Source organism: Pradoshia sp. Z5_111 (assembly GCF_058267535.1).
Genome location: NZ_JBZCPQ010000002.1, coordinates 465016 through 489011 on the forward strand (window position 1 = coordinate 465016; position 23996 = coordinate 489011).

At 37.3% G+C, this 23996-nt stretch carries 17 protein-coding genes and 1 riboswitch; of the genes, 10 read left to right on the top strand and 7 right to left on the bottom strand.

Annotated elements, in window-relative coordinates:
- Positions 1–34: 34 nt before the first annotated feature.
- The 5 genes from galE to AC4D4A_RS06535 form a co-directional block, all read right to left on the bottom strand.
- Positions 35–1063 carry a UDP-glucose 4-epimerase GalE gene (gene galE, locus AC4D4A_RS06515; protein ID WP_490995126.1) on the bottom strand — a complete coding sequence of 343 codons (1029 nt, stop codon included), beginning with the start codon at positions 1061–1063 and terminating at the stop codon, positions 35–37.
- 176 nt (positions 1064–1239) lie between these two features.
- On the bottom strand, positions 1240–2448 hold the full coding sequence (locus tag AC4D4A_RS06520) for a M20 family metallopeptidase (RefSeq protein WP_490995127.1): 1209 nt from the start codon (positions 2446–2448) through the stop codon (positions 1240–1242).
- A 56-nt stretch (positions 2449–2504) separates the two neighbouring features.
- Positions 2505–3374: a MetQ/NlpA family ABC transporter substrate-binding protein gene (locus AC4D4A_RS06525; protein WP_490995128.1), complete on the bottom strand. Its 870-nt coding sequence runs from the start codon at positions 3372–3374 to the stop codon at positions 2505–2507.
- 20 nt (positions 3375–3394) lie between these two features.
- Positions 3395–4045 carry a methionine ABC transporter permease gene (locus AC4D4A_RS06530; RefSeq protein ID WP_490995209.1) on the bottom strand — a complete coding sequence of 217 codons (651 nt, stop codon included), beginning with the start codon at positions 4043–4045 and terminating at the stop codon, positions 3395–3397.
- A gap of 17 nt (positions 4046–4062) precedes the next feature.
- Positions 4063–5082 (bottom strand): methionine ABC transporter ATP-binding protein, encoded by a 1020-nt coding sequence (locus AC4D4A_RS06535; RefSeq protein WP_490995129.1) that lies wholly within the window; start codon positions 5080–5082, stop codon positions 4063–4065.
- Between the two features lie 122 nt (positions 5083–5204).
- A riboswitch (SAM riboswitch) is annotated at positions 5205–5316 on the bottom strand.
- Positions 5317–5545: 229 nt separating this feature from the next.
- Here AC4D4A_RS06535 and AC4D4A_RS06540 point away from each other — a divergent pair.
- The 3 genes from AC4D4A_RS06540 to AC4D4A_RS06550 all read left to right on the top strand — a co-directional run bounded on the left by AC4D4A_RS06540 (position 5546) and on the right by AC4D4A_RS06550 (position 10084).
- Positions 5546–7228 carry a YrzE family protein gene (locus AC4D4A_RS06540; protein WP_490995130.1) on the top strand — a complete coding sequence of 561 codons (1683 nt, stop codon included), beginning with the start codon at positions 5546–5548 and terminating at the stop codon, positions 7226–7228.
- Positions 7229–7923: 695 nt separating this feature from the next.
- Positions 7924–9369 (top strand): amino acid ABC transporter substrate-binding protein/permease, encoded by a 1446-nt coding sequence (locus AC4D4A_RS06545; protein WP_490995131.1) that lies wholly within the window; start codon positions 7924–7926, stop codon positions 9367–9369.
- Positions 9356–10084, top strand: a complete 729-nt coding sequence (locus AC4D4A_RS06550; protein WP_490995132.1) for an amino acid ABC transporter ATP-binding protein — start codon at positions 9356–9358, stop codon at positions 10082–10084. Before AC4D4A_RS06545 ends, AC4D4A_RS06550 begins: the two co-directional genes overlap by 14 nt.
- 603 nt (positions 10085–10687) lie before the next feature.
- Here the strand turns inward: AC4D4A_RS06550 and AC4D4A_RS06555 are convergent.
- Positions 10688–12862 (bottom strand): bifunctional glycosyltransferase/CDP-glycerol:glycerophosphate glycerophosphotransferase, encoded by a 2175-nt coding sequence (locus tag AC4D4A_RS06555; RefSeq protein ID WP_490995133.1) that lies wholly within the window; start codon positions 12860–12862, stop codon positions 10688–10690.
- A gap of 386 nt (positions 12863–13248) precedes the next feature.
- On the opposite strand from AC4D4A_RS06555, the gene AC4D4A_RS06560 reads away from it, so the two are divergent.
- The 5 genes from AC4D4A_RS06560 (at position 13249) to AC4D4A_RS06580 (ending at position 18759) form a co-directional block, all read left to right on the top strand.
- The gene (locus AC4D4A_RS06560) at positions 13249–14073 is read left to right on the top strand and encodes an undecaprenyl-diphosphate phosphatase (RefSeq protein ID WP_490995134.1); all 825 of its coding nucleotides are present in this window, start codon (positions 13249–13251) and stop codon (positions 14071–14073) included.
- A 192-nt stretch (positions 14074–14265) separates the two neighbouring features.
- Positions 14266–14958, top strand: coding sequence for a response regulator transcription factor (locus AC4D4A_RS06565; protein ID WP_490995135.1), 693 nt, complete (start codon positions 14266–14268; stop codon positions 14956–14958).
- Entirely contained in the window at positions 14955–15962 is a 1008-nt protein-coding gene (locus AC4D4A_RS06570; protein WP_490995136.1) for a sensor histidine kinase, read from the top strand. The genes AC4D4A_RS06565 and AC4D4A_RS06570 overlap by 4 nt, the downstream gene beginning before the upstream one ends.
- Before the next feature lie 102 nt (positions 15963–16064).
- Positions 16065–16826: an ABC transporter ATP-binding protein gene (locus tag AC4D4A_RS06575; RefSeq protein ID WP_490995137.1), complete on the top strand. Its 762-nt coding sequence runs from the start codon at positions 16065–16067 to the stop codon at positions 16824–16826.
- Positions 16816–18759, top strand: coding sequence for an ABC transporter permease (locus AC4D4A_RS06580; protein WP_490995138.1), 1944 nt, complete (start codon positions 16816–16818; stop codon positions 18757–18759). Before AC4D4A_RS06575 ends, AC4D4A_RS06580 begins: the two co-directional genes overlap by 11 nt.
- Before the next feature lie 1050 nt (positions 18760–19809).
- Here the strand turns inward: AC4D4A_RS06580 and AC4D4A_RS06585 are convergent.
- The gene (locus AC4D4A_RS06585) at positions 19810–20823 is read right to left on the bottom strand and encodes a CdaR family transcriptional regulator (RefSeq protein ID WP_490995139.1); all 1014 of its coding nucleotides are present in this window, start codon (positions 20821–20823) and stop codon (positions 19810–19812) included.
- 202 nt (positions 20824–21025) lie between these two features.
- Here AC4D4A_RS06585 and AC4D4A_RS06590 point away from each other — a divergent pair, with 202 nt between their 5' ends.
- Together AC4D4A_RS06590 and AC4D4A_RS06595 are read left to right on the top strand one after the other, a co-directional pair.
- Positions 21026–22321: a GntP family permease gene (locus AC4D4A_RS06590; RefSeq protein ID WP_490995140.1), complete on the top strand. Its 1296-nt coding sequence runs from the start codon at positions 21026–21028 to the stop codon at positions 22319–22321.
- 14 nt (positions 22322–22335) lie between these two features.
- Entirely contained in the window at positions 22336–23490 is a 1155-nt protein-coding gene (locus AC4D4A_RS06595) for a glycerate kinase (RefSeq protein ID WP_490995141.1), read from the top strand.
- Positions 23491–23996 lie beyond the last annotated feature (506 nt).

Consider the following 23996-nt stretch of genomic DNA (forward strand, 5'->3'; position numbering starts at 1 on the left):
AGCTTTATCATCGACTCCATCATCCAATTCTCCACTAAGAATTTATAATTGTCTGTTCATAACCATTCGGATTTTGCCTTTGCCATTTCCATGAATCTGTGCACATATCCGTCAGACTCTTTTCTGCTTTCCAGACCAGTACCTTTGCGGCCTTTGCGACATCAGCATAACTAACAGCCACATCACCGGGCCTTCGTTCCACTAAATCGTAAGGGATTTTCCTTCCGCTAACACTTGCGAACGCATCCACCAGGTCCAGGACACTGTATCCTTTTCCTGTCCCAAGGTTAAATGCTTCTACTCCGGATCTACCCTGCAGATATTCCAATGCCTTCAAATGCCCCTTCACTAAATCAACTACATGGATATAGTCGCGGACACCGGTACCATCATGAGTTTCATAATCGCTGCCAAAAACGGATAATTTATCTCTTTTTCCAATGGCAACCTGTGTGATATACGGCATTAAATTATTGGGAATACCATTTGGATTCTCACCGATTCTTCCTGATTCATGAGCACCTATAGGGTTGAAGTACCTCAGCAAAGCGATACTCCATGCTGGATCGGAAACATGCAAATCACACAGGATTTCCTCTATCATTAATTTTGAACGGCCATATGGATTGGTTGCTGATAATGAAAAGGACTCATCAATCGGTACCCGATCCGGCATACCATATACAGTGGCAGAAGAGCTGAATACCAGCCTCTTTACCTGATGCTTCGCCATAACTTCGCATAGTCTGATGGTACCCGTCACATTATTTTCATAATATTTCAGAGGCATCGAAATAGACTCACCTACTGCTTTTAAACCGGCAAAATGGATAACTGAATCAATATCATATTTTGCAAACAATTGGTCAACAGCTTCCTTATCTACTAAATCTATATTATAGAATGGAAAGTTCTTACCAGCTAACTCTTTCACTCTTTCAATTGCTTCCACATGACTATTGAAGAAATTATCCAGCACTACAATATCATAACCCGCTTTTAAGAATTCAACTGCCGCATGGCTGCCTATATAACCGGCACCACCTGTAATGAGTATGGCCATCCATGATCCACTCCCCTGTTTCATCCGATTGGTAATCAGAAACATACATATGCTAATTTTACCTTATTTAGGATTATGTGGTATTTAATTTCTTTATGAATTAAAAATATCAAAAGAAGAACAGGGTAGTGGATACTCACAATTTATATTGTCGTGAGTCGATTTTTAGGCTTGTTTTAGAAATCACCTGTTTTAGCTTTAAGGAATTCATCCTTAATCTTTTGCAGTAAAAACTGATCTGTCAGAAGGCGATAACCTGTATTAGCCAAGGCTTTTGCACCAGTAATGACAGCTTGGTCTCCCAACTCTGATATAGCACATTCTCTAAACTCTTCTGTGTGGGCTATTAAATCATTCGGGCCAATTTTGATATAAGGATGAGCTGTCGGAACAACATGGCTTACATTTCCTGCATCTGTTGAACCGGATGCATTCCGCGTACCTTGCACAACATCCTCACCTAGAGCTGCCAGTTCTTCTCGTAGTACCTCATCAAGAGCCGTGTTCAGAACGAAATCATGAACTTCATTTTGAAATCTTTCTATTTTCACATTAGCTCCGGTTGCCAACGCCGCACCTTTAGCAATCTGACTAATCCTTTCCGATATTTCCTCACAACTTTTCCAGGTTGACGCTCTAATATAGAATCTTGCAGAGGCATAATCAGGAATGATATTAGGCGCATCTCCTCCATTTGGAATAATGCCATGAACCCTTATATCTGTCGGCAGCTGCTGTCTCAATGCGCCAATCCCATTAAATAATTGGATGACCGCATCAAGTGCATTAATCCCTTCCTCTGCTGCTGCAGCAGCATGCGCCGGTTTCCCATAAAAATGAAAATCAAGGGGATTAACAGCCAAGAAAGGCTGAGTTGTTCTCGTTTGACCAGAAGGATGAATGATAATAGCTGCATCCACACCGTCAAACAGTTGATGCTTTACATAACTGCCCTTCGCACTTCCATTTTGTCCCCCTTCTTCTGCCGGGGTACCGTAAACAAGTACCGTTCCCCCTATTTCCTCGAGTACTAAACCAAGCGAAATTCCAGCTGCTACACTGGTGATACCAATGATATTATGGCCGCACGCATGGCCAAGACCAGGAAGCGCATCATACTCGGCAAGAAAAGCTATCGTAGGTCCCGGCTTTGAGGATGACTTCCTCGCTATAAATCCAGTTTCATGGCCAGCAATATCCTGTGTTACCTCAAAGCCCGCATCAATTAATACCTTGGTCAGTGTTTCAGATGCAAAGAATTCCTCATTCCCTATTTCTGGATTTTCATGAATTTGGTGGCTTATATTTATATATTTGTTTTTCTGCTGATCTATATATTCATTGATAATATCTTTATGAAAAATGCGACCTTCGTTTTTAATCATTGCTCTGCCTCCAATCTCTCTAATAATCTTATACCTATGTTAGTATCCGAAGTAATTCATTGATCGACTGCCGGGCTGGTCCAGGCATCCTGATAATTAACCAATTCTTCTATTGAAACAAAAGCCGGAATGGTATTCCCTTTAAATGTTTTAAGGATAAAATCCTCCACTTCCTCGGAATGATAAATATCTGCCAGTTTTTTTAGCTCTGCGCGGTCTTTATCCCCCTTTTTTACAGCGATAATATTAATATATGGTTTGGCCGTTGCACTTTCATGGAACAAGGCATCCTTTAATGTCAATCCTGCTTCAACCGCAAAGTTATTGTTAATAATCGATGCATCTACATCTTCAAGAAAACGCGGTGTATTCCCGGCAGCCACCAGTTCGAGTTTAATATTTTTTGGATTGGATTTAATTTTTTCCAAAGAACCTATTCCATCAAAATTATCTGTCAGTGTAATAAAGCCAGCCTCCTGCAAAAGAAGCAGCGCCCGGCCAAGGTTTGTACCTTCATTAGGAACAGCAATTTTAGCCCCATCAGGCAATTCCTTTAACTCCTTATGCTTATTTGAATAGATCCCCATTGGCGCAATAACAGTAGAGCTGAGTGGCTCAAGATCTAACTTTCTCTCCTCCACTTGTTCTTCAAAATAAGAGATTGTTTGGAATGCATTAGCGTCCACTTCGCCATCATTTAGAGCTGTATTCGGCAAAATATAATCACTGAACTTTACAAGCTCTATATTGAGCCCCTTCTCCTTAGCAAGATCAGCAATATAATCCCATATTCTTGTGTCCCCGCTGCTCACTCCAACCTTAATGGTGGAGCTGCCCTCTTTTGCACTGCCTTTTGAATCGCTCCCACATGCTGCTGTTACGACAGTACATGCAATTATTAAAATAGTAAGAAATAGTTTTTTCATTTTGTCCATCCCCTTCTTTATCATCGTCTTCTTATTTTTCTAGCGAGCATATTGCCTATGGATTGTAAAAGCTGCACAATGATCACCAGTGCTGCAACAGTTACAATCATGGTGTTAGTGTCGAATCTCTGATAACCATAGGTGAGGGCGAGATCTCCAACCCCTCCAGCACCAACAGCCCCTGCCATTGCTGAGGCTCCAACCAGTCCAATAGTCGCTGTTGTAAAGGTTAAAACAAGAGAGCTAAGCCCCTCGGGTATTAAAAACCGAAAAATAATCTGCCATTCAGTCGCGCCCATTGACTGAGCTGCTTCAATAATTCCCTTATCAACTTCCAATAATGAATTTTCAACCAATCTGGCAATATAAGGACCTGCATAAAATACAAGCGGTACAATGGCGGCATTCGTTCCAATCGCCGAACCAACAACCAATCGTGTAAATGGAATCAAAGCCACCAATAAAATAATGAAGGGAACCGAGCGTAAAATATTAATGATTGGGTTCAATATATTAAACACCCACTTATTCTCCAGAATGTGACCCTTTCTCGTTATGACGAGTAAAATCCCTAAAGGCAATCCAATCACGGCCGCGAATAGTAAGGAGAAGAAAACCATATAGAGTGTGTCACTGAATCCAATCAGTAACTGTTCAAGTGTAATTTCCATTCCTAAAAACTGTTCATTCATGATAGCTTAACCTCCTGCAAGAGCACATCCTCACTCTCTATGTATTGGATCGCCTTCTTTATTTCTTCTGTTTCACCGATGACCTCAACGATTAAATTCCCAAAAGGGGTTTCCTGTATTTCAGAAATATTGGCAGAAAGAACACTTAAATGGACATCAAAACTTTTCGCCACTGTTGAAAGTAGATGCTTGCCAGACGAAGATCCCAAAAAATTAAGTTTCCAAACTGCTGGTTTATTCTCCTTTAAGGATTTCAAAAAGCTCTGCGGAATCTCGTCGTGAATGACTGTTCTAACAAACCGCTTGGCAACCTCAGTGGTTGGCTTGGAAAAAATATCAAGAACAGGACCCTGCTCAACAACCCTCCCATTTTCCATGACAGCGACCTTATTGCATATCTCTTTAATCACCGAGATTTCATGTGTAATAAGCAAAATTGTTATATTGTATTCTCGGTTTATTTTTTTCAATAGCTCTAAAACATCCCTTGTCGTCTGCGGATCCAATGCCGATGTAGCTTCGTCACATAGCAGGATAGATGGATTCGTGGCCAGAGCTCTCGCAATTCCAACCCTCTGCTTCTGTCCCCCTGACAATTCATCCGGGTAACTTCGACCCTTAGCTGATAACCCCACGAACTCCAGTAATTCTCGAACTCTATTTTGAATCGTTTCTTTACGAACGCCGGATAGTATCAATGGAATCGCTACATTATCAAATACCGTCTTAGATTGAAGTAAATTGAAATGTTGAAAGATCATCCCGATTTTCTTTTTCTCTGCCCTTAATTCCTTTGCTTTGAGACTGGCAAACGATTTACCATTCACAAGGACCTCCCCCTCAGTAGGCCGTTCAAGCATATTAACTAAACGCAAAAGTGTACTTTTCCCGGCCCCGCTGTATCCTACCACTCCAAAAATATCCCCTTTTTCAACCGTTAAATGAATGCCTCTCAGAGCATCTACGCTTTGACCATTTGCTTGATATGACTTTTTTATGTTTCGAAACTCAATCATGTTCTCTCCTCCAGGCCTAAAAAATTCGAAATGCAAAAAGCCCCTTCTGTCATTAGACAGAAGAGGCTTTGTATGAACATATACATAAAAAGACAAGTAGAAATATGTTCGCTTAAAGCTTCCTCTTATCTCTCAAACAGATGTTTGTTGGAATTAGCACAGTATTTTTACCATAGTAAAAATCCGCTGCCGAAGTATCATAGGGCCAAATCCCTCCACTTCTCTCGATAAGAATCGCTTGCTATTCAATTAAATTTGATGTTTCCAACTATATCCTATCTTGTTTAGCAATGTCAATAATAATTTATAATATTTAAAATATTTTTGATTTATAATAAAGAATACCCTAAATCAAGTTACAGCAACTAAAATTCATGAATATTTCCAATTCATGAATCATTGTGGTCAGTTATTCGTATAGGATATTAAGGGAAATTATGAAAAAAATAAGGAGGGGTACTTTATGGGAAATATCTTCATCTATTCCATTATCATTGGGGTTATATCGGCACTTATTCTTGTGCCATTCAAAAATAATGAAAAATTACGTATCCACATGAAGGGGAAAACTAGGCTACTTGTTTTTGTCAGTTTAGCTGCATTAATCACAATTGGAGCATTTTTATTTTATTACTTCACCCTTTTGGATCAAACTATCTCCTCTCTTTGGATTTACGTCATCATACTAACTCTATTGGGTTCAATGATTGCTACGGGTATGGAGAGAACTATTAAAGGTATTTTATTTGCAGGTAGTTTGCTTGTCGGCCTCTATTTTTTAACAGCATTTCTGTTTAATGCTGATGAAAAGTATACAATAGCCAAAATGGACGTCAAAGAAGAAATACAAACATTTGATGAAAATAAAAAGCCGGCCAGCGTGCCTCCTCAATACGCCCGCAATAAAATGAAAAAAGCATTTGGCCAGGTACCAAATACGAGCTACTACGAATTAGGAAATTTGCAAATCCAAAAAGTAAATGGTGAGTATGTTTATATTGCTCCAGTCGAATTTTCAGGATTCTTCAAATGGCTGAAAGGGAAAGAAACTCCTGGATACTTTATATTAAGTGCCACAGATTCATCAGCCAACCCTAAATTTATTGAGGCAGAAATGATCTACACTCCTTCTGCATTCTTCAATAAAGAAACAGAGCGCCGTATTCGTCTACAGTACCCATCCTACATATTCTATGGGGATTCACAGCTTGAAGTAGATGATAATGGCACACCATTTTATATTCGTTCTTATGGTGATTTTGTCTCTGCCAGAAATGGCTTCCAGGTAAAAGGTGTTGTAGTGATGGATGCCAAAACTGGGAAGTCCAACTCTTATACCCTTTCTGAAGCGCCTGAATTTATTGATGGTTCGGTTGCACCAGAGGTCGTCAGTACACAAAACAGCTACTTTGGAAATTATATTCATGGATATTGGAATAGCCTGTTTGGAAAATCAGATGTTAAACTGCCTTCTGATGAGGGTACCGAGGCGAATGTAAGTCCGATCTTTGATGAAAATGGAGATATGTATTATTTCACTGATTTCACGAGTCCTAAAGAGGGCGTCGATTCTATGCTCGGCTATGCGCTCACAAATTCCAGGACGGGTAAAGCTGTCTATTATACAGGTAATATGGAGGAATCCTACATGGATTCACAGGGCGCCCTGCAAATTATCGAGAAGAAATTTATAGAAAAGAAATGGGAAGGAAAAATGCCCATCATCTATAATTTTTACGGTGAAGCCAGTTGGTTAACAGGAGTACTGGATTCAAATGGATTCCTACAAAATTATTTCATCGTATCTGCTGCCAATCCTGAAATAACAGCATACGGGTCAACACCAAATGAAGCCTTAAAGCTATACAAAACTGCTCTTCAAAAAGGCGGCGGAACGGTTAACGGCACCTCTACAAGTGTTGAGAAGAAAATTGAAGGGAAAGTTATAAGAGCTTATAAAGAAAAATCAGGTGAATATACCGTTGTTTCGTTCCTTCTGGATAATGGTCAAAGCTACAATATGTCTTCTGAAAAGGACCCTCTGATCATTTATCTGCAGGAAAATGATCAGGTATCTGTAACGTACCTGGATACAGGGGAGAACTTTTTACCTGTAAATAGTATTACAATTAAAAATTTACAATAATATATCCTTGGCGAAAATAGATCATCCTCACTCGAGGATTGATCTATTTTTTAACAACTGGACTAATTTTATTACCCATTATTTAAATTATTGTTAAATATATAGTTAGAATCGTGTTGAATAGGGTAAATAAAATTAGTCATAAATACTCATAATAGGTAGTGTTTACATTCATTAAGAGGAGGGCTTTGGGGTTAAATTCTACAGATCAATACCCATACTGGATGTAGTTTCAAAAGAATTAGAGCGCAAATGGAAACAGGAATTTTTTATACTTTAGAATTCATTATTCAGAGCTAAAATTTTGCTTAAAATACACTTACATGGTTAAAGCATTTTCAGCTGTTTTCCATACATACTTAGTATAAATATGTGAGTCAGATTATTTTCACATAATGTTAGGAAGTACTTTCCATTTACAAATCTCTATATATTTTATTAGATTAAAGTAAGTATAATCCTGCTCTTTTTTTGTTTTCTCCACACTTTTTTACATCTTTTTCTTCACAACAAATAATTGGAAATCTTATAGTAATCTAATATTATTTGGTAAGTATTGATTGCCAAAAAACCGTATCTTTATATATACTCATAGAGATACATACATTCTGTTATAAGATTAAAACATCCCTTTTAAGCCGCCCCCATTGGACATAGAGGGTTTTTAAACGTTACTTATATGAAGGAGGTTCACAATGAAGAAATTTTCAAAATTCACATTTCTAATAGCAATGGCTATTGTCATGATTGCTTCATTTATATTCCCGGCTTTAAACACGAAAGCAGAAGGAAAAAAATATGAGATTGCAACAGATATTACATTTGCTCCATTTGAATTCCAGGAAACGAATGGCGAATTTGTCGGTATAGATATCGATTTACTCAATGCTATAGCTGAAAACCAAGGGTTTGAAGTAGAAATTAAGCCACTTGGATTTAATGCAGCTGTACAAGCTCTAGAGTCCAATCAAGTAGACGGCGTTATTGCCGGAATGAGTATAACTGATGAAAGAAAACTAAAATTTGATTTCTCCGATCCCTACTTCGAATCTGGTGTCGTAATGGCGGTTGCCGAGGGAAATGAAGAGATTAAATCCTATGAAGATTTAAAAGGAAAAAAGGTAGCCATTAAAACCGGTACAGAAGGTGCCAGCTTTGCAGAAAGCATAAAAGATAAATATGGTTTTAAAACAGTAACCTTTGATGATTCAGCCAATATGTATGACGACGTTAAAACAGGTAACTCTGCAGCTGTTTTTGATGATTACCCTGTTCTAGCATATGGGATTACACAAGGCAACGGATTAGAAATCGTAACTGAAAAAGAAAAAGGCGGTTCCTATGGGTTTGCTGTCGCTAAAGGACAAAATGCGGAATTGATTGAGCAATTCAATACCGGTCTTGCCAATTTGAAAGAATCAGGCGAATATCAGGTTATCATGGATAAGTACTTGAAGGCAGAAAAAAGTACGGATACTAATAACGGTTTTTTCGGCTTATTAGAATCAAGTATGCCAAGTCTGTTAAAAGGTCTTCAAATGACCCTGATTTTGACTGTCGTATCTCTTGTTATAGCATGTATCCTCGGTATTATATTTGGTCTAATGCGCGTGTCCCATCTAAAAATCTTAAGGGCAATTGGCGTCATTTACGTAGATATTTTTAGAGGAACCCCACTGATTGTTCAAGCTTTCTTTATCTATTTTGGTATTCCTGCAGCACTTGACTTCCGAATATCTGCCGTTGCTGCCGGTATCATTACACTAAGCTTAAATGCCGGTGCCTATATGGCTGAAATTGTACGCGGTGGTATCGAATCTGTTGATAAGGGACAAATGGAAGCTGCCCGAAGTCTTGGTCTTCCGTATAAAAAGGCAATGGCAAAGGTTATTCTTCCACAGGCAATCCGTCTAATGATTCCGTCTATCATTAACCAATTTATCATTACATTGAAGGATACCTCTATCCTATCCATCATTGGTATTAATGAATTGACTCAAAGCGGAAAAATCATCATCGCCAGAAATCTGGAGTCCTTCCAAATGTGGCTGATTGTAGGGTTAATATACTTTATCATTATTATGATTTTAACTAAGGTATCAAACCGTATGGAAAGGAAGATCCAAAATGGGAAAGCTTAAAGTAAAAGGATTAAAAAAATCATACGGGAAGCTGGAAGTACTAAAAGATATCAGCCTTGAGGTCAAAGAAGGCGAAGTTGTTTGCTTAATTGGCCCTTCTGGATCCGGTAAAAGTACACTGCTACGCTGCCTCAATTTACTTGAAGAAGTAAATGAAGGTGACGTAACAGTTGATGATAAACATTTAACTGATAAAAACACGGACATTAATAAAGTTAGGGAAAATATCGGAATGGTATTCCAGCATTTCAATCTCTTCCCGCATATGACTGTACTTGATAATATTACACTGGCTCCTATTGAGCTGAATAAAGCTTCAAAAGAAGAAGCAAAAAAAATCGGCTTAAAGCTATTAAAACGTGTTGGTCTTGAAGATAAGGCCAATGCCATGCCAGCTCAATTGTCCGGCGGACAGAAACAGCGTGTTGCGATTGCACGAGCTCTTGCCATGAACCCTGACATCATGCTGTTTGATGAGCCTACGAGTGCACTTGACCCCGAAATGGTCGGTGAGGTTCTGAATGTTATTAAACAGCTTGCGCAAGAGGGTATGACGATGGTAATTGTAACTCATGAAATGGGCTTTGCTCGTGAGGTAGCTGATCAGGTCATCTTTATGGATGGCGGATATGTTGTGGAAAGAGGAACACCTGAAGAAATCTTCTCCAATCCAAAAAATGAACGGACTAAGGATTTTCTTGATAAAGTTTTATAACCCGAGTTAGGGGCTGTCTCTCTTAAGTCCCTCTCTTTAAAAGAGGCTGGGACATAAGTATTCAGTCAATGATAAATCCGAACTATTAGGTGATATTTTAATAATATTTCGCCTAATAGTTCGGATTTTTATTTGTTTTCAATAGATTGGTTACTTCTATATACCATTATTAAACTTAGTGGAATGGAGCGGAAGCCACCGACTCCTGCGGGAAGTAACGGAGGCTTAAGACCTGAGCAAGGCGCAGCCGACGAGGCTAAAGCCTTCCTCCCCGCGGAAAGCGAGTGGAGTAAGCGCGCAATGGAACGAACTTTTCTTGTAACAAAGTCGATAAATTAGATATCGTTCATCTTTTCAGGATCGTTTATAAGTTATTTCCCAGCCTCTTTTTTATTCACGTAAGCGGGCAGCCATTGGTCTATTACTTCCTATTGGACCTGTACCGCCCTAAATTATTGATAAAGATTCAGCTTTCCGCTCTAGCTCTCCCTATAAAAGCCGGATAAGCATTTAAATGTTTTTAAGACGGACATCCTCCTAAATCATCTGATACTAAACAAAGGCCTGCTTTAATGAGCAGACCATTGTATTATAATCACCTAATTATTTGAATACAGTTTCGACAACTTTACTAGAGGCAGTACCATCATCCCAGTCACAGAATTGCTCATAAAAAGCAGCATACTTTTCTTTATATTGATCCTCTACTTGATCAATATTTTGCACAGCTTCAATGATTTCATCCGTTGTTTTTAATAGCGGTCCAGGTACTTCAGATTCCATATTAATATAGAATCCCCGTAACGTATCCCGATATTTCTCCAAATCATATGTAAAGAATAAAATCGGCCTTTTGAGGTTTGCAAAATCAAAGAAAACAGAGGAATAATCTGTAATCAGAATGTCAGAAATTAAATATAGCTCAGAAATATCATCATAGTTGGAAAAATTATACACAAAACCTTCAAGACCTTCTGTTCTAATATTCTCTGCAATTAAATAATGTAATCTTAAAGCGACAATATACTCATCACCGAGTAATTCCTGCATTTTCATTAAATCAAGCCGTAGATTAAATTTATATTTACCCTTTTCATAAAATTCGTCATCTCGCCATGTAGGTGCATATAAAATCAATTTTTTATTCAATGGAATATTCAGTTTCTCCTTCAATATTGTTATATCCTGTTTAGTATTATGCGTATACAGTACATCATTTCTTGGATATCCAACATTCAACATCTCTTTATCAAATTGAAAAGCCCTTCTAAAGATTTCTGTTGAATATGCATTTGGAGATACTAGGTAATCCCATTTTTTTGCTTCCCTTGTGAAATTCCTTTTATACTTTACTGTGTTTGTGCCCGGCATTGAAACCTCGTCCATATCATTAGCAAGCTTTTTAAGCGGTGTGCCATGCCATGTTTGCAAATAGATGGTCTCTTCCCTTTTTTTCAGATGCAGCGGTAATCGAGCATTACTCACCCAATACTTTGCTGTTGCCAAATGATAATAATATGCTAAACTTAAACCTTTTACCTGTTTAGGGTTTCCCGGAATCTTCTTACCTGTTTCATTAAAAATCCAAATATACTGATAATCATCTTTATTATTCAGTAAATACTCATATATATATTTAGGACTATCTGAATAATTCTTTCCTAAAAAGCTCTCAAGAACTACCTTCCGTTCATTAACAGGCCTTTTTGTAAAGAAATATTTGTATAGATAGATTTTCATTTTCTTTTTGCTTTTATAAGCACGTTTAAGTTCCCTGGCATGATGATGAAACCAAATCGTTCTTTTAAACGATTTAAGCTTTCTATTCCTAAGGGAATATAACTCTCTTCTGACGACAACATTTAACTTGTCTATTCTTTTCTCATCTAATTGATCTGCTGCATTTGCTAAATCCTCATAATACAAGGGAATACTTTTTGAATCTGCCAATAACAAAATCATGTTTTTTCGATAAATACTTATAAATCTACCATCTAAGAACGAACAGATTCTTGGATAATTCGAATACTCCGCCTTCAGTACGCGATAGACTTTTAAGAAGTCAGTTACCTTTTCCCCTCTCGTTCTTTGCATGATAGCTGGGTTAGTGATTGGATTATTTCTCACCCTCTTAAAATAATAGGCATCTTTAATTGTTGGAATTTTATTCATATGATCCATAATTGGCGCAATAAAAACCAAGTCTGAATAGCATTCTATATCTTCTGCAAACCTTAAATTGAGCGTTTTAATCATATCTACGCTAACCAGTCGTCTGATAATAGATAAGTCTCGAAAATGGCTCTTTACTTTTCGGAATTTAATAACTCTTTTTCCTTTTTGCAAGTGACCAGCTTCTATCAATTGGGTCTCATTAATCTCAGTATTATGCTCAATAATACTGTCTTCATATTTTCGAATCGTCTTTTTCTTTCCAGCTATTATTCGTTCATCACCTATATACTTGACCAATAATTCAATTGTATTTTCTGCTATAAAATCATCACTATCTAAAAAATACACAAACTCTCCAGTGACTTTTTGTAAGCCAATATTTCTAGCATATCCAACACCTTTTCTGCTTTGGAGTTGTATACTTGCAATCCGATCATCCATATCCTGATACTCTTTAATTATTTCATTAGACTCGTCGGTTGATCCATCATTAACAAGTATAATTTCCAGTTGTTTATATGTTTGATTAACAACCGACTGAAGACATTCCCTTAAATACTCTGCCGTATTATATATGGGAATAATAATAGATACCTTTTTCACACTAATTAAACTCCTTATTTGCGTCAATATTATGGTTTTATTAATTTAATTATCAAAATATAATATATCACACAAAATGACACTTTATTTACAAAACCATACTTATTTATCCATTATAAGTTATTAACCACTTATATTCCGTTCTATTCCATTCACTCTACTATCCATATTTTCTTTTGCTATACTGTTGTTTTTTTCTTTTATTCCCACTTCATACAATCATCATAAAAATTTTATTAAAATTCTATTTATGGACAAAATAATATTTATTGTAATTTAGACTACCTACAATTTTTGAATTTTCCAGTTTCGAACCGTTCTCTCCAAATGCTATTATTATTTTAGTATAATAAAAAAAGAAAAAGCTATACAATAGGAGTGTTAGAATGGATTCAATCAGCTTTATAGAAATAATACAATTTGTTTTTTTAGGATTACTGCAAGGTCTTACTGAACCAATCCCTGTATCTTCAAGTGGCCACTTGGTCATCTTTCAGCATTTTTTCGGACTTAACATCCCGGGATTAAGCTTTGAGTTGTTTGTAAACTTTGCTTCCCTGCTGGCCGTTATCTTTATTTATCGAGCAGATTTAATGAAGTTGATTAAAAATGGATTTTCCTATTTAACAGGCTCTGATAAGTCCACCGCCATGAAAAAGGATTTTTATTTTATTCTTTACTTAATTGTTGCTACAATTCCAGCTGCATTTATCGGTCTCTTCTTTGAGGATCAAATCGCATCAATTTTTAAGGGTGTGCGTGTCATTGGCTTTACACTGATTATCACTGGTATTGCTCTGTGGCTTATCCGTAATTTAGAGGGCAGGAAAGCTGAGGGAGAACTGACATTTAAGGATGCTATTATTGTGGGATTATCTCAGGCTGTTGCTTTAATACCTGGAATTAGTCGATCCGGTGCAACGATTGTATCCTCCATGGCTATGGGAATGAATCGTGAAACTGCGTTGAAATTCTCATTTTTTCTATATATCCCCATCAGCCTTGGCGGCATGGTCTTTTCAGTATCCGATATGGTGAACGATCCGGATTTAGGAAGACTGCTCGTTCCGTATGCATTGGCATTCATAGCTTCTCTCATCGCTTCCTATTTTTCACTGCGTTGGTTTATGGATATTATGAAAAAAGGGAAATTGGGGTACTTCTCTATTTACTGTTTTATAGTGGGAATCCTCGTAATTATCTTCGGTTAACTTATTAAAAAGGAGAACAAGCATCTACGCTTGTTCTCCTTTTTGTATTTGCGAGTCGTTTTTATAGTACACTTATATTTATATAAACTATACATTTTGAGCTTTGCCGTGACAAAACATCTATTACCTGAAAATAGTTCGAGTTCCTTTCCCACTATTCGCATTCCTAATAAATAAAGAACGGTGATGGTTATGTTTAAAATTTTATTAATTGAAGATGACACCAGCCTTTTTAAAGAAATTAAAGAGAGGTTAACCCAATGGTCTTATGAAGTATATGGTGTTCAGGATTTCGGAGAGGTACTTAATGAATTTACGGATATTCAGCCTGACTTAGTCCTTATTGATATTCAATTGCCTAAATTTGACGGTTTCCATTGGTGCCGGCTGATACGGACGCACTCCAATGTACCCATTCTATTTTTATCATCCAGAGACCACCCCACTGATATGGTGATGTCTATGCAACTTGGTGCCGATGATTTTATACAGAAGCCTTTTAACTTTGATGTTTTGGTTGCAAAGATTCAAGCCATTTTACGAAGAGTTTATAATTATAATGCTGATCAAACACAGCTGAAAATCTGGTGCGGAGCGACCATTAATTACGAAAAGAATACGGTTGAAAATGAACTCGGATCAATAGAGCTTTCAAGAAATGAAATTTACATTTTAAAACAGTTGATCGATCATAAGAATAAAATTATCAGCAGAGATACTTTAATTCGCAGTTTATGGGATGATGAGCGGTTTGTCAGCGATAATACATTAACGGTCAATGTGAATCGGCTGCGAAAAAGACTGGATGAACTTGGACTTGGACATTTTATAGAAACAAAAGTAGGTCAAGGTTACATGGCTAAAGAGAAGGCCGATTCTTTATGATAAAAAGCTATTTAATTGAAAAACGAAGCTGGGTTATCTTATTCCTATCTATTCATCTATTTATTCTCTTTGTGGCTTATATTGACCAGTCTATCCCTTTTCATTCAATTGCTTATATCGTCTTTTTATCTGTCATTTTATTTACCATTTTCATTATCATGCGCTATAAAACCGAAACGCGATTTTATAGAAGTTTAAATCAACGGGATGCAGATTTAGACATCTCCACTTTGCCGGATGCAAGGAGCCCTATTGAACGAATTGTTCTAAATAGTATCCTGAATCAAACTGAGCAGCTGAAACATGCAACTGCACATAGCCAAACCTTAATTGAACAAGAAAAAGATGACTTACTTTCCTGGATTCACGAGGTTAAAACTCCACTAACAGCCATGAATTTAATTATTGATCGCCTAGAGGATGAACGAACAAAATCTGAGCTAACCTATGAATGGATGAGAATTCAACATCTGCTTGATTCTCAACTTTTCCAAAAGCGACTTCAATTTATTGAAAACGACCTTTTAATAGAGAATATAGATTTACGTAAACTTGTCTATAAAGAAATAAGAGAATTGCAGAGTTGGTGTATCCAGAAAAGGATCGGCTTTGACCTTCATTTGGATATTACCGAAGTTACAAGTGATGCCAAGTGGTTAAGCTTTATTATTAGACAGTTATTAACGAATGCAGTTAAATATAGCCAGGACTCTGATATTATTCTTTCGAGCCACCCACTGCCAAATGAACATATCATTTTAACCATACAGGATTTTGGACGCGGCATTGATCCGAAAGATTTGCCACGTATCTTTGATAAAGGCTATACTTCTGCCGTGGAACATACCGATAATGCTGCGACAGGTATGGGCTTATATTTAGCTAAAAAAGCAGCACAGCCTCTTTTGATTGATATTGGAGTAGATTCAAAATTAGACAAAGGCACCCGTTTTACTCTTACCTTTCCAAAGAAAAATGATTTTGTTGAGGTCATTAGCATGTGACAAGAATGTCACATGCTTTTCTATTTTGTTCGGAGAATAGAAGGATTTGAACAGAACGTCCTCTATATAATGAAGATATCAATTAAAGGGAGACGATTCCATATGAATATATTAGAGGCACATAAAATCCATAAATCATTTGGTAGCAAAATTAATCAGCAAGAGGTTCTGAAAGGTATTGATATTACTATAAAAACAGGAGAATTTGTTGGAATAATGGGCGCCTCCGGCTCAGGAAAAACGACTTTACTTAATGTATTATCTTCGATTGATAAAGTCAGCACAGGAACCATCATGATTAATAATACAGAGATGACAGCAATGAAGGAAAAAAAGCTCGCTGAATTCCGCAAGCATCATCTTGGCTTCATCTTTCAGGAGTACAATTTATTAGATACCTTAACCGCTAAGGAAAATATTCTTTTACCATTATCTATTAGCGGCTTATCCAAAAAAGAGGCTATTAAGCGGTTTGATGAGGTAGCTAAGGACCTTAGCATCCTGGACCTGAAGGATAAATACCCAAATGAACTCTCAGGCGGCCAAAAGCAGCGGACATCTGCAGCAAGAGCGTTTATCCATGAACCAAGTATTATTTTTGCCGATGAACCTACAGGTGCTCTTGATTCTAAATCAGCATCCGATCTGTTAAATAAACTAAGTGAATTAAATCAAAAGAGGAATGCAACAATTGTTATGGTTACACATGACCCTGTAGCAGCCAGTTATTGCAATCGCGTTATTTTTATTAAGGATGGACAAATCTATACTCAGCTAACTAAGGGCCAAGAAGATCGTGAATCCTTTTTCAAAGGCATTATCAAAACACAAGGAATCTTGGGTGGTGTTAAGGATGAGCGTTAAAACACTCATATGGAGAAACCTCAAAAAAAATATAAATAACTATTATCTCTATGTATTTGCCTTAGTTTTCAGCGTTGCCCTTTACTTTTCATTTGTTACTCTACAATATGACCCCGCAATGGATGCTGCTAAAGGTTCAATAAAAGGAGGGGCTGCACTTCAAGTAGGATCTCTTTTGCTCATTAGCATCGTACTTGTATTCCTGCTCTTTGCCAATAGTATTTTTATTAAAAGACGGGGCAAAGAAATTGGTCTATTCCAGTTAATCGGTATGACGAAATCGAAAATATTTCGTATTTTAAATATGGAGAATGCGATTCTCTACTTTGGTTCATTGGTGGCAGGTATTTTTATTGGATTCTCCATTTCAAAGCTTATTATGCTTATACTAATTAAATTAACTGGTGTCGAGGATATAGCTGCTCTGCGTTTTTCAGGAGAAGCGCTAATCCAAACCATTATTGTGTTCAGTGTGATTTATCTACTAATCATGTTATCAAATTATCTCTTCATTAAAAGACAAACTATATTATCATTATTTAGAGTATCTTCTTCCACTGAAGTAAAAGTCAAAAGAATATCTAAATTTGAAATCACAATCGGTATACTTGGTCTTTTTTTAGTAGGATCTGGATACTATATTTCAACTAAACTTTTCGGTGAGGATTTATCTACTAGTGATGAGTTAATAGCAGCAATGTTATATATTCTTGGGGCTGTGATAGTTGGAACCTATTTGTTTTATAAAGGCTCTGTAACCTTTATTTTAAATAGTATTCGTAAAAAGAAAGATGGTTATTTAAATGTGTATGAGGTTCTCTCTCTCTCATCTATCATGTTTCGCTTGAGGTCGAATGCTATGTTATTAACAATCATCACAACTGTTTCAGCACTTGCCATCGGTTTACTCTCACTAAGCTATATTTCCTTCTATTCAGTCGAGAAAACAGCGAAGAATAGTGTTCCAGCTAACTTCTCCTTTATGAATGAAAAAGATGCTGATCATTTTACAGGTGTCCTTCGTGAAAATGGCATTGCTTTTAAGGAGAAGAAAATTGACGTTATTCAATCGAGAGTTAATATTGAGCAAATTATAGAAACCAGCCTTAATGTACTGGATCTTCGACTGAATTATATGCCAATGCCTGTTATCAGTGAAAAGGCAATTGACAATGTTGAGTTAACTGCCCATGAGGCTTATTTCACCGGTTATAGCGACATGCTTAAAAGTATGTTGGATTTTAAAGATACAGGTGACATCCAAATAATAGGTAACAACATAACGATTGACCAAAAATATAAAGGCCTAAATAGGGATTATGTGATTTCCTGGAACTTTACAATCGACGGTATACCTGCTGTAGTTGTGGATGAATCTACGTTTCAAAGATTAAAGGATGATATAGCCCCAGCTATCCAGGATGCTGACTTACTCTATATTGGGATTGATATCACAGATAATAAACAGCTTCCAGAAGCAAATAGTCTATTCAATCAATTAGCTACTCAGGATGATACACATGAATCCCGTATTAACATGAGCCAAGATAACAAAAAAAGAATGGGATTAACGATGTTTATTGTCGGATTTCTAGGTTTAACATTCCTTATTACATCTGGCTGCATTCTTTACTTTAAACAAATGGATGAAAGTGAGGAAGAAAAGTTAAACTTCTCTATCTTAAGAAAACTTGGATTTACCCAACAGGATCTTTTGAAGGGTGTTAAGCTAAAACAATTATTTAATTTTGGAATACCACTCATATTAGGTCTTTGTCATAGCTATTTTGCAGTTAAGTCAGGTTGGTTCCTATTCGGAATAGAAATTTGGGCACCGATGTTACTAGTAATGGTGTTGTATACAGTATTCTATTCTATATTTGGAGTATTATCTGTTTCATATTATAAGAAAATCATAAAAGAATCGTTATAAAATTATTTATGGAGCTCTTGCTTTAATAGCGGGAGCCTTCTTTTCATTTTGAAGAAAATAATTCGAGGGAAATTCTATAGATAGTGTGTTTTAGTGATGGGAATTTAAATTTATGGTGCATACTCTAAGCGCCTTTGTCTATTCATTTTAGATAAAGGCATTTAATGAAGTATACACCATTCCTAAAGTAGCAACTTTAGAGATAAATGTTATAACAATTACTTTCATATTAGATCCTCCCTTGTTTTTCAATATCAGTTAGTCAAATACCGCAATGGCTAATTACATTATACAAATAACATAATAGCCATTGTTACAAATTTAAATCCAAATACAACTCCTAATGCTTTCATTCATCCTTCCTCCTATCTTTTTAAAATTCTTGCAGTCTTATATTAAGTTTTGCATTGCTAAATAAAAGCAAATGCTTCTACGTACATTATTAATTACATTACATAAATAACATCAAAGCCATTGTTGCAGCTTTAAATCCAAATACAATTGCTAATGGTTTCATTCTTTCTCCTCCTATTTTTTAATTACAGATTGTCCTATTACATAAAAATTTGCATTGCTGTATAAACTAACAATAATGATCCCGCTTTAAGCGCAAAAGTTGATACCACACTTTTCAATTTCACAATCTCCTTTTCAAAAATAAATAATCTTTCAAGTTGATTTCTCAACCTTACAGATACAGTATAGTCCAAAATGACTATAACAGTCCAGTGAAATTTTCAAAAAAAGTTTGTGAAATAGTTCACTTATATTTTGTTAAGCACACCGTTTAATCTATTGGTATACATAGTTGTATACAAGTATTCATAGAGAAATATGATTGTGAAAGCAATGAAAACACTTCCAAAATCATGTGATATTTTTCACAAACTGTATTACTCTATAAAAATATAGACTATAACAGTTTTGTTATCTGGATAAATTTTTTCTAGGATTTATTCACAAACTTTTGTCTGTCTGCATCCAATTAATTCAACCTTCGATCTCCAATAAAAAACCTAACCGAATGTTAGGTTTAAATGAATGGGGATTTTAATCCTTTAACATAATAAAAATCAACTCAAACAACTCAAATATTTGTTTAGGATCTTTACTTGTTATCTCCTTAATTTTATCCAAACGATATTGCAGCGTATTTCTATGAATATGTAACTCTTTTGACGTTAATGTCATATTGCCATTGTTGTTAATATAGATCTGCAAGGTCTCCAGCAATTCTGGCGAAGAGATAAGAGAACCTTTAATATAGGAGTAATTAATAAACGAATCTATATCTATCTCGCTGATTTTGGATAAAAAGCATACATCTATATAATGTATAATTCTCTTTTGAAGATTTAATTTTCCACTAATTTGCATAGCACTGATTGCTTGATGAAAGCTCTCAGAAATAGTGTCTACATGACTCCCAACACTGATCTTTATAGTCGGATTTTCACTAGTTAACAGCTCAGCCAAGGATTTGATTCCACTATTGTCCTGTAGCAGGATAATGGAATACTCATCTTCTTCAAAAACAGGATAATTGATTCTTTTAGGACTTGGCTTTGGTTTTGCAATCAGGACAGACGTTTTTCTTGTCAGATCAAGCTGGTAATTCAGAGCTTCCCTTTTTATTTCATCTGAGTATTGGTACTTCGTTTCTACTAATAACTTAAGAAACGCGGACTTCTTTTTACTAATCTCCTCCATACTCTTCAACGCAATTTCTTGTTCAATTAACAGAGAGACTGTGGTTTTGACTAGTTTGCAAAAAGGGATTACCTCACCCGGCTCGCCACTAATCCCAATAACACCTACCATCTTTTGATTAATGACAATCGGTTCATTTGTACCCTTTTTTTCATACTTATTATCCTCTGTTATTGTAATCATCCTGCCTAAACGTAAGGCTTCGACCGCTCCAGTATGGAAGGTTCCGATTCTTTCCTTACTCCCGCTGCCGATAATGATGCCCTTTTCGTTCATAATATTGATATTATACGGAATATCCGCCATCATTTTATCGACAATATGTTGTGCCTGTTTATTTGTTAACTGATACATGGTGAACAAAACCTTTCTTCATTTCTGTACCCTACTTATCTAATAATTCATAAATCGTCTCCTATATTTCCATTATAAACTAACAAACCTCTCCTCCCTTTCTTTGTGCATTTGCACAAAGAAAATCATCTATCCATCAATAGAATTGTAAACGCTACCAAACTATAATAAACGTATTCAACACTACTCAGGAGGTTACAGGATGGACGGGATTATGATTAGTTGGATTGGGGCTTTAGCTGGTCTGGCAATAGCCATTATCTTAATCTTAAAAAAGCTGAACCCGTTGTATGCTTTATTTTTAGGAGCCATACTCGGATGTTTAATAGGTGGAGCTAACCTTGAGGAAACCATCAATATACTTGTTGGCGGCACTCAAAGTGTTATGGGGACTGTTATTCGTGTTCTTGCCGCTGGAGTTTTAGCTGGTGTCATGATGGAGTCCGGGGCTGCAGAAACAATCGCTCAATCTATTGTTTCTAAATTAGGGGAAAAGAAGGCTCTTATTGCATTAGCTCTTGCGACCATGATTATTACAGCGGTTGGGGTATTTATCCCTGTAGCTGTCCTGATTGTAGCACCTATCGCTTTATCAATTGGTAATAAAATGGGCATTTCAAAAATTGCTCTATTATTAGCACTATCCGGAGGAGGAAAAGCGGGTAACATCATCTCGCCAAACCCGAATACAATTGCAGCAGCCCGAGGCTTTGATTTAGAACTTAGCGATGTAATGATTGCGGGTCTTATTCCAGCAATTTTCGGCTTAATTGCCACTGTCCTCATCGCCACTTTAATCAAAAATAAAGGCGAAAAAGTTTCAGATAATGAGGTTGTGGATCTTGATCATGGTTCAGCTAACTATCCTCCACTGAAAAAAGCAATCGTAGCTCCATTAGTAGCCATTATCTTATTAATGATTAATCCAATCGGTTCAATTTTAAATATAGAGGCTTTATCCAGCTTTAAAGTAGATGCTATGTACATTCTCCCCCTTGCAGGCATCATTGGAACAATAGCTATGGGGAAATCAAAAAATTTATTGAAATATACAGCATCAGGCTTGGATAGAATGACAGTAACTGTGTTAATTCTAATTGGCGCAGGTGCCATCGGCGGATTAATTTCACAATCCAATCTATCCGCACAGGTTGTTTCATTAATCGAGGCCACCGGTATCTCTGGTACATTCCTGGCGCCTATAGCAGGTATTTTAATGGCAGCAGCCACTGCTTCTACATCTACTGGCGTTATTATTGCCACAGGATCATTCAGCGAAGCTATTTTAGATATGGGAGTTGCACCACTTGCTGCTTCAGTTATGGTTCACTCAGGAGCAACAGTAATTGATTCATTACCGCACGGAAACTATTTTCATGTTACAGCGCAAAGTATGAACATGTCCATTAAGCAAAGGATGTCCGTAGTCGGCTACGAAGCAATTGTCGGTGCAACCATGACGATTGTAGCCACCATTTTATTCGGATTTATTTTATAACAGGAGGGGTTACAATGAGTAAAACGTTTGTACTTGCACCGGATTCTTTTAAGGAAAGTATGACAGCGAAAGAGGTATGCATCGCAATGGAAGCAGGGATTAAAAAGGTTTATCCAGATGCAGACTTTATCCATGTCCCGATGGCAGATGGCGGAGAAGGCACCGTCCAGTCACTCATTGATGCAACAGGCGGCACCCTCTATTCATTAGATGTTACGGGTCCACTTGGCAATCCCGTAACGGCTCGATATGGAATTATGGGTGATCAGGAAACCGCAGTTATTGAAATGGCAGAAGCCAGCGGTATTCACTATGTCACCCAAGAAACAAAAAATCCACTCATCACCACTACATATGGTACAGGTGAATTAATTCGCGCCTGTTTAGATAAAGGGATTAAGAAAATCATCATTGGAATTGGCGGCAGTGCTACTAATGACGGAGGAACAGGTATGGCCGAGGCGCTGGGTGTTCAATTTCTTGATAAAGAGGGAAACTCTATCCCTAGAGGTGGCGGCTACTTAAATCAATTGCATACAATTGATACATCTAAAATCGATTCACGTCTAGCTGATGTAACCATGATCGTTGCCTGTGATGTGACGAACCCTTTATGCGGCGAAACTGGAGCATCTCATGTTTTCGGGCCGCAAAAAGGCGCCACACCTGAAATGGTCAAACAGCTGGATCAGAATCTAGCGCATTATGCTGACATCGTAGAACAGCAGTTAGGACAAGCGGTTCGGAACACTCCAGGCGCTGGAGCTGCTGGTGGACTGGGTGCTGGCTTACTCCTGTTCACAAATGCCACTCTTCAAAAAGGAATCGACATTGTAATCGAATTCAGTGGGTTACGAGAAAAACTCAAGAACGCTGACTACGTGTTCACAGGTGAAGGCGGCATTGACTTTCAAACTCAATTTGGCAAAACACCTTATGGGGTCGCACAAGCTGCAAAAGAGCTGGACAAAAAAGTAATAGCAGTTGCCGGATACATCGGAGAAGGTATTGAAGAGCTTTACGACAAAGGAATCGATGCCATCTTCGGAATCATCCCAGAACTCGCACCCCTAGACCAAACCCTAAAAAACGGCCCAAAAAACATAGAAAGAACCTGCGAGAATATTGCAAGAGTGCTGAAGGGCCTTGATCAGGAGCGAAAAGCATAAGACGAATACTCGAAGGGAGGGTTCTTCTCCCGTAGAGTATTTGCTTATGACTCGAGCTCCTAGGCCCTGAAGCCGGACTATATAGAGTGCTGAAGAAGGGCCTTATTTAAAGGAACGAAGACTAAAAACGCCACGTCCTGTGGCAACGTCTTCATGACCTACATCCTGTAGGCCCGCGAGGAGCATAAGACAGGAGCTCGGAGGGGATGAATTAAGGAGCAAAGACTAAATGCACCACGTCCTGTGGTAACGTCTTTGTGACCAACATCCTGTTGCCCTCCGCAGAGGTCATGCTTATGTCCCGAACTCCTAGGCCCTGAAGCCGGACTACTTTGAGTGCTGAAGGGCCTTGTTTAAAGGAACCAAGACTAAAAACACCACAGTTTACAGACCTTCAAAAGACCTTTATAACTCTTATCTCGGAGGCTTCTGACACGCATTTGTATGCGATTAGGAACCTATGTAAGATCTGATAAGCTTTAGTCTAGTTCTACTATTAGCAAACA